This is a genomic window from Streptomyces vastus (assembly GCF_039532825.1).
GTDB classification, from domain to species: Bacteria; Actinomycetota; Actinomycetes; order Streptomycetales; family Streptomycetaceae; genus Streptomyces; species Streptomyces vastus.
In genome coordinates, this window is record NZ_BAAASJ010000011.1 from 21,835 (window position 1) to 29,257 (window position 7,423).

Genomic DNA, 7,423 nt, shown 5'->3' on the forward strand with positions numbered 1-7,423 from the left:
TGAGGGGGTGACGGCTCATGGGCCGCAGCCTCTGTCAGACTTCAACGCAGCGTTGCAGACGTCTGGCTACTTTGGCAAGAGCTGCACGTGTCGTTGAAGTCTTGTGGCCGTGCGAGCTTAACGCTTGAGGGTAAGCGCAGGAGATCTGCTCTCGCTTGCACTCAATAGAGTGTTGACATCTGAACGGATACCGCATCCCTTTTCAACAGGATTTTGAAGTTGGCGCCGGACGTCGAGCCTCGAGCCCTCAAGTCATCACCGGTCCGCAGTGAGCAGTATGTGTGAAAACTGCACGTCAGATGGTCTGGTGTGCGTAGGCACCGGGAAGCTCGGCCAGGTCCGGGGCGGTAGTCCATCGGCAAGATCATCGCTCAGCGGGCGACTTCCCGGTTTGTCAGTACCAGGGCCCTCACCAGCGTCGTCGCCCACCTCAAATCCGTGTGAACTTTGCCCAGGGCGCGCCAATTCTTGAGGTGGGCGAAGCCGTGCTCGACGGGTGCCCGGACGGCCGCCAGTGCCGTGTTGGACAGCTTCTGGCCTCGCGTCAGGGGCCGGTTCCGGGCGGCCTTGTAGCCGGTGATCACCGCCGGGTCGACGTCGGGGCCGCCGTCGTCGAGGCCGACGAATCCCAGGTCAGCGATGGCTTCGAGCCCGACTTCCCGCAGTTTCCGGGTGAGCTTGTCGTGCCGGCAGGCGGTGATCTCCGAGGTGCGCCCGGGGCGGGCCGCCGAGATCCACAGCAGTCGGCCCCGGTCGTCGGTGACGGCGATCACGAGCAGGCCGTGGCATTTGTTCTTGCCGGAGTAGTTCTTCCGGTTCTCCTTCCCGGTTCTGCGCCGGGTACGGATCACCGATCCGTCCAGCAGTACGATGCCGCCGCCCATTCGGGCGATCTTCTTCAGGGCCCGGTCCAGGCGTGGGGCACGGGCGGCGAGCAGGCCGACGACCTCCCTCACCCATCGGGTCACGGTGGTGCGGTGCACTCCGTTGCCGCCGGCCAGGTCGCCGGGCCGCTGGTCACAGCGCAGTACCGCCAGCACGATGGCGGCGATCTTCCCCGCGGGCAGGACGCGCCACCGCGAGCCGATCTTCTTGAGGTGGCCGCGTATCAGGTCGGCGAGCCAGTTCAGGGTGGCACTCGACAGCGGCAGGCGGGCGGTGCAGACAAGGCCGTCAGGGCCCTCGACGGAACTGTTGTTTTTCGTCACACAAACTCAACTGCCGTCGGGGGCCCGTCAGGTACGGACACGCCCCGCGCGACTACGGACGTGCCGTGAACCGCTCGTCGCCCCGCTTGTGCAGCCAACCGCGGTCGGCGAGCTTGGTCATCTTCGCCCGCAAAGGCTCCAGCTTGCCGCTCGCCGACCGTCCTGACCTGCACCGGACCGTCGGCCTCCCGCACGATCGCCAGGATCTTGCGGTAGTCGCCGGTTGTTGTGGATCACATCGCGGACCCGGTCGGCGCTGGTGAACGTGACCTCGGCGATCTTCGCCACCGGCATACCCTGAGCGGCCAGCAAGACCACCTGAGCCCGCCGCCAGGTCACCACCGACCCGGTGCCCCTGCGGATGATCCGCAGCAGCCGCCGCCCCTCGTCATCGTCGATCTCACGCACGCGTACTCGCTCTGCCACCAAGACAGGGTGCCAGTCACGCGCCGCCAGAACCCGCATTTCCTGCCCCTTGCCCGGCAGCGGATGCCGCCCCTGCGACTGTCCATATCGCCATGCCCCACAGGGAGAGCGCAGAAATAAGGCCCACCACGAGGCGAACGCTCTCGTCCGGGCCGTTCGTGAGCCAGACGGTCATGCCCGCCGCCCCGGAAGCGATCAGCAGGGCCGCCGGTATTCGCAGTCGGGGCTGCTCAAACACCGCCGCCAACGGCAGGAAGTGGAGCCCGACGACAACCGCGATCAGCGGGGGAATGAGCACCGGCACCCCGACGTGACGGCAGACTGCGGCGATGGCGATGATCAGCAGCCACTGGAGCCCGTTGATCTGGTTGAACCGTCGACGTCGGTCAAGGGGGAATGGTCCCCCTGCCGACGAGGGAAGGAAACGGCGTGCGGCGAGCATCAGCCCCACCATGACGGCACAGCCGACTACGGCCAGGACCTGCTGCATCAACCCGTCGAATGCACTCGAGCCCAGCAGCCACCAGCCGAGCCCGAACAACGCGAGGAACCCCACCCCTGACTTGAACATGATCAAGACCCTAGACGGAAGAGCAGCCCGCCGGTCCAAGGATTCTCAACTTAGCGTGGGCCGTGTTGTCCGACGTCCTCAACCGCCGCCGGTGCTGCGGTCGCGCCCTTCGAGCCAAAGCCGCAGCCGAACAGGGCGAACGTTGTCTGATGCGGCACTAGTTTGAGGAGCAAGCTTCCTGGCGACACACCAGAGCCGGCTCTGCGAACACCCACACCGGCCGGCCCCGCAGCGTGCGGGTCACGGCCCCGAAGCCCCCACTGGTCGCACGCCTTCGGAATCACGGCGCCCAGCGCCACGCTTCCCTACGGGAACAGGCCCCCGCCGCTGCAAAGGCACCGGTCGGCCACCCAGGCGCGTGGCACGATCTGTACATGCCACGCAGTGACAACGATAAGCACCCTTTGTACTACGTAGCGGACGGAGACTGGCCGGAGGTCACCCTGACCCACGACGCTCCACTGAGCGCCTACTGCGGGCTACTCCTCGCCAGCGACCTGAACCGCACCATGCGCTCCCGCAAGCTTTCGCTTCGCGGACTGGCCGACGTGGCCTGTGTCGCGCATTCCACCGTCGCCCGAGTTCTCAACGGCGACGTCCTGCCGGACATCGGCACCCGTAACGACCTCAGCTCCACGTCGGCGACGGAACGGACAAACCGAACCTCCGTCACGCGCAGACCGAGACGAACACCAACCAGCCCTGCACAGAAACCTGCAGATGAAGCCCTTCGCAACGCCCCACCCCCCGTACTCCACACCTCCGCTCCGCCCCAATCCGCTACGCTGTTCACGTCAGCGGTCAGGTCGCGCCAGATGTCCGCCCGGGAAACCGTCGCGAGCACCAGCGCACCCCCACTGACCAGCGGGCTTGTATGCCTCGGCTGAAGATCCACTCGCTGGGTTTTCTCCAAGGTTTTTTACAAGCCTCCGCCTTCGTAGCTCAGGGGATAGAGCACCGCTCTCCTAAAGCGGGTGTCGCAGGTTCGAATCCTGCCGGGGGCACAGTGTCTGACCAGCGCGTTTACCTCTGAGGGGTAGGCGCGCTGTTCGTCGTAGCCATGGCATTAACCATGAATAGGTTCCAGAACCATGGCGACCAAGACATCCAAGCGACGTCAGCGCGGCAGCATCCGACCCAACGGGGCCGGCTTTCAGGTCCGGGTCTACGCCGGGCGTGACCCGCTCACGAAGAAGGACATCTACCTCCACGACCAGGCCGCGACCTGGGCGGAAGCAGAGAAGGTCCGCACCAAACTCCTCAACCAGGTCGACGAACAACGCCACCCCAAGACCCAGGTGACGATGTCCTTCCTCCTCGACCGCTGGCTCGGCGTCGCCGAGCTGGACGAGACGTCGTACGAGCGGGCCGAGGGCATCATCCGCAACTACCTCAAGCCCACCTTCGGCGACCTGAAGGCCGGCAAGCTGACCGCCGAGATGCTCGAGCTGTTCTACTCCCGGCTGCGGAAGTGCCGCGAGCAGTGCGAGGGCCGACGCAACGGCAAGACCGACCCGAAGACCAAGCAGAAGCACGTCTGCCAGATCCTCGAACCGAACTCCATCCGGAAGATTCACTTCATCCTGCGGCCCGCTCTCGACCGCGGCCTGCGCTGGGGCTACGTGACGTCGAACGTCGCCGCCCTCGCCGAGCCACCCTCCCAACCCAAGCCGAACCCCGACCCACCGACTCCCGAAGAAGCGGTCCTCGTTCTCAACACGGCCTGGCAGCGGGACCTGGACTGGGGGACGTTCCTGTTCATGACGATGGTGACCGGCTCGCGCCGGGGCGAAATGTGCGCGTTGCGCTGGTCGGACATCAATCTCGACCGGCTCGAACTCTTCGTAAAGCACTCCAACAACGGCCGCCGAATCAAGGACACCAAGACCCATCAGCGCCGCAAGCAGGCCATCGACGTGATCACACGTTCAGTTCTGGTCGCCCACCGAGCCCGTGCTGAAGAACGCTGCAAGACGCTCGGCGGTGAACTCGCGCGCGATGCCTTCGTGTTCTCCGGCGAAGCCGACAGCTCCGCCCCGCTCGTGCCGTCGAGCGTCAGCCAGCGATACCGCCGCCTCGCGGAGAAGCTGAAGATCCACACTCACCGCCTGAAGGACCTGCGCGCGTACAACGTGACCGAGCTCTTGGGCGCCGGTGCCGACGTACGAACCGTCGCCGGCCGCGTCGGCCACGGCGGCGGAGGCGCGACCACGCTGAAGTACTACGCGGCCTTCCTAGCCACCTCCGACCGCCAGGCCGTCACCGCCTTCGCCAAGCAGCTGCCGGTGCCAGAAGGGCTGCTCACCAAGCAGCCGGTCACGACCGTCATCAACGGGCTGCGCCTGGTCTGCGGGTGCGGAAATGAGTCGCTGTGGGCGATGCTCGTCGTCACCGACGACGGGGCCGAAGCCCTGTGCGGCCAGTGCGAGGCAGCCATCCAGGCCCGCCCGGACACGGAGGTGGGTCCCATCGGCAGGACCACCAAGATGGAGGCAGCCCCACCTCGAGAACTCGCTCCCTGGGAGGCGATCGCCCAAGAGCTCGCAGGTGCCATCAAGGACGGCACGATGCTCCCGGGCGAGGATGTCCCCACCGTCGGCGACATCGCCCAGGCCCACGGCGTCTCGATCGGCACCGCCCACCGCGCCTTCACCCAGTTGAAGAAGGACGGATTGATCGAGGTCAGCCGTGGTCGTCGTGCCGTCGTCCGTGAGGTCCACGAGGAGGCCTCCAACGCCGAACGGCGTCAGGGCATGTCGTCGACCAGAGCAAGTCCCGACGGCCGTCCGCTATGACAGTTCCCGGGGCCCTCAGCTTGGGAAGCTGCGATCATTCGAGGCCTGTCCGGGCAATGAACTGGGGGAACGCCCTGGCTGCCGCCTCCTCAGGCCGGACCGCTCTCACCGCCATTCCCCGCTGTTCCCCGCCTGATCTGGTGCGCTTGTGGTGCGGCCGCCCGGTGCGCGCGTTCCGCTGTGCCGACGCGCACCTGGGGCTGCTGGGCGAGCAGGCCGCTGTCCGTAGGTGATCAGAGCCCCGGCTTTCCAGAGTGAGTGCTCCCCGGCCGGCAGCTGGGAGGGCGACGAGAAGGGTGCCCTCGCCGGCGTCATGGCTGATCAGGTCGAGCGACCGCTCCCGACTGGATCACCCCAGGTCGAACGCGTTCGGCAGGCCGGCCTTGAAGCGGAAGTGGTCGTGGCGCTTGAGGCTCTCGAGCTCCGGCGGCCGGAACAGCGGGGTGACCGTGCAGCGCGGCGCACTCGAACCTGCTTGATCCAGAAGGGCATTGACCGCCTGACGGGCCGAGGCGTTCGCGCCCTCCATGGTGGCGAGGTCGATGTCCACGGCGACGTAATCCCCGGACAGGAAGAAGTTCGGGACCGTGGTCCTGGCCGAAGGGCGGTTGTGCAGCGTGCCCACGGGGTGGATCAGCAGCTCGTCCTGGTTGGTTGGGTGCGGGGTGCCGATCCCGTCCACTCCGGGGTCCAGGAACCACGAGTGCAGCGTGCTGTCGCGCAGCACTGTCTTGCCGGTGTCGTTGAGTGCGTCCTTGAGCTGTGCCCACACCTCGCGTGCGACCTCCTCGCGGGTGCACTTTTTGGCCGTTTTGCCGTACAGGACGCCGGGCTTGTCCCACTCGGAGATATCCACCGACAGACACTCCTTGGCCACGCCGTCGCCGTAGTCGGCGGCGAAGTCACGCCCTGGCCAGTGCCGGGCCTGGGCGATCGCGGTCAGCGACCATGGCGAGTCGATGCAGTTGAAGTGGCCCTGTACCACGGGCGGCGTCTCGGTCAGATAGAACTGAAGGCCCGTCATCCAGTCCGTCAGCAGCTTGTCGCAGCGCGCCAGCTGTGGGTCGGCAGCGCGTAATCCGGCACTCCAGGTGCGCCGCGCGTGCTCCACCGGCATGGCGGAGACATAGTGATCGGCGGTTATGGAGCGACGGACGCCGTCCGCATCCTCGATGACGGCCTCGGAGACCCGCCCGTCTCCGCCCAGCCTCACCTCGTGCACGGTCCAGCCGATACGGAACTTCACGCCCAGGGAAGTGAGATGAGCCACCCAGGGGTCGATCCAGGCCTCATTGGTGGGTGCGTTGAGGATCCGGTCGGGTGGGCCGTCCGCACCCCGGCCGAGCGCGTTGAAAACGAAGGCCTCGCCGAGGGTGCCGACCGTGCGGGTGCTGGCCTCCTCAGCCTTGGTGGCGACGATGTTGCGGGTGACGCCGACCGCGAGGATGCGCTGGTACTCCTTCGACATCTGCCCGGCGCGTACGAAACTCCACCAAGGGGTGGCTTCCCAGGTGGAGTTGCGGCGCGCGTCGCAACTGGTCAGGAAGACGACGGCGCGGTTCACGAAGTACGCGATCTCATGGAGAGGAAGATTGAATCCCGTCTCCAGGAGGCCGGTGAGGGCGCGTCTGATGTCGTCGAGGGTGAGCTCGGCGGGCTCCTTCTCACCGGGGATGGGTATCCGCAGATCCTCGCGGCCGTTGTTCCGCGCGAACATCATCTCCTTGGGTGCGATCAGGTTGTCCCAGACGCCGCCTGCGTTCCCGGGAAAGGGGATGCGCCGCATCGTGTCGGGGAGGTTGTGGTAGATCCCCGGGATGAAGCGGAACCCGTGCTCCGCGGGCAGTGGCTTGCGGCTTCCCTTCGCGCTGTCCGGTACGTCCATGGAGCGGGCCTTGCCGCCGAGCGCCCGGCGCTCGTAGACGGTCACTGCGAAGCCCCGCTCGGCGAGTTCATGCGCCGCGGTCAGCCCGGCGACGCCACCGCCGAGCACGGCGACGGCCTGCTGCCGTCCCTGCGCCGGTGCCGCTGAAGCCGCCGTGCCGGTGCCCAGCGCCACAGCCCCGCCTGCGGCCGCGGCCCCCACCACAAAGGTGCGTCGAGTGCTGCCCGTTCGCCCCATGACCGGTCTCCCCTACCGTCGGTAACGCCTGCGGTCCGGCGGAGGAGCCTAAAGGAGTACCCCTCGACGCGGAAGGCATGGACATGACTGACGTGGGCATGCGCGCGAATGTGGCGTGTTTGCGTCTGTCAATCCCCTCGAACTGTGGAGATCTTCTATGCGGCCAGCCCCAGGGCGGAGTTGGTTCGGTGGTCGTGTTCGTCACCGAGACCCGCCAGCCGTCGCGGACCAGTAGGAGCCAGACCTTCGGCGAGCCGTAGGTGCCGCCCGAGTCCGCAAAGATTCCCTCGACGGCGTCGGC

4 protein-coding genes, 1 tRNA gene and 1 pseudogene are annotated in these 7,423 nt (G+C 66.8%); 2 read left to right on the forward strand and 4 right to left on the reverse strand.

All coding sequences use genetic code 11. The annotated features are described in order from the left end of the window. Window positions 1-371: 371 nt before the first annotated feature. From ABD357_RS04625 to ABD357_RS04635, 3 genes and pseudogenes are all read right to left on the reverse strand, one after another. A complete protein-coding gene (locus tag ABD357_RS04625) occupies window positions 372-1,208 on the reverse strand; it encodes a transposase family protein (protein WP_344387656.1) in 837 nt (278 codons plus the stop codon). Between the two features lie 225 nt (window positions 1,209-1,433). Beyond that, a pseudogene (locus ABD357_RS04630) lies at window positions 1,434-1,634 on the reverse strand (helix-turn-helix domain-containing protein); the annotation flags it as partial. Between the two features lie 16 nt (window positions 1,635-1,650). Beyond that, on the reverse strand, window positions 1,651-2,205 hold the full coding sequence (locus ABD357_RS04635; protein WP_344387657.1) for a hypothetical protein: 555 nt from the start codon (window positions 2,203-2,205) through the stop codon (window positions 1,651-1,653). Window positions 2,206-3,136: 931 nt separating this feature from the next. Here ABD357_RS04635 and ABD357_RS04640 point away from each other — a divergent pair. Further along, window positions 3,137-3,209 (forward strand) — tRNA-Arg (locus tag ABD357_RS04640). 87 nt (window positions 3,210-3,296) lie between these two features. Beyond that, entirely contained in the window at window positions 3,297-5,000 is a 1,704-nt protein-coding gene (locus tag ABD357_RS04645; protein WP_344387659.1) for a tyrosine-type recombinase/integrase, read from the forward strand. 349 nt (window positions 5,001-5,349) lie between these two features. Here ABD357_RS04645 and ABD357_RS04650 read toward each other — a convergent pair whose 3' ends face one another. Continuing rightward, complete coding sequence (locus ABD357_RS04650) at window positions 5,350-7,122, reverse strand: hydroxysqualene dehydroxylase (RefSeq protein WP_344387660.1); 1,773 nt, start codon at window positions 7,120-7,122, stop codon at window positions 5,350-5,352. Window positions 7,123-7,423 lie beyond the last annotated feature (301 nt).